Annotated in this window: 1 pseudogene; it reads right to left on the bottom strand. The window is 65.4% G+C overall.

Features of this window, described 5'->3' with window-relative positions:
- Positions 1-190, bottom strand: a pseudogene (locus V3C85_RS00150) (phage tail tape measure C-terminal domain-containing protein); the annotation flags it as partial.
- Positions 191-341 lie beyond the last annotated feature (151 nt).

Genomic DNA, 341 nt, shown 5'->3' with positions numbered 1-341 from the left:
TGAAGCGGCGCCCCACCAGCATCGCAAGATCGGCTATAATCGAGGACACAAGAACGCGGAAGTCGAGATTGCCGGTCTTCACGAAGTCACCGATAGCGTTATCGGCGCTCTGTAAGGCCCCGACCAGCGCGCAGCCGATATCCCAGACAATGTCGAGCGACTTGGAGGCATAGTCGGCGAGTGCGGCGGTGACGGCCTCCCAGCCGGAGAGCGCCGTGTCCTCGCCGTCGGACTATGCCGCCCCCGCGTCGCGAGCAGCACCTCCTGCGCCTTCTGCGGCGCTGGACGTGTCCTTCAGCCCGCGGGTTAGGGAATAGGCCGAGTCGGCAGCCTCGGCGAGT

The organism is Pseudotabrizicola sp. L79 (assembly GCF_036553525.1).
In the GTDB taxonomy this organism is placed as follows: Bacteria; Pseudomonadota; Alphaproteobacteria; order Rhodobacterales; family Rhodobacteraceae; genus Pseudotabrizicola.
The sequence above is the reverse complement of the archived record's forward strand: the minus strand, read 5'-3'. Positions and strand labels throughout refer to the sequence as shown.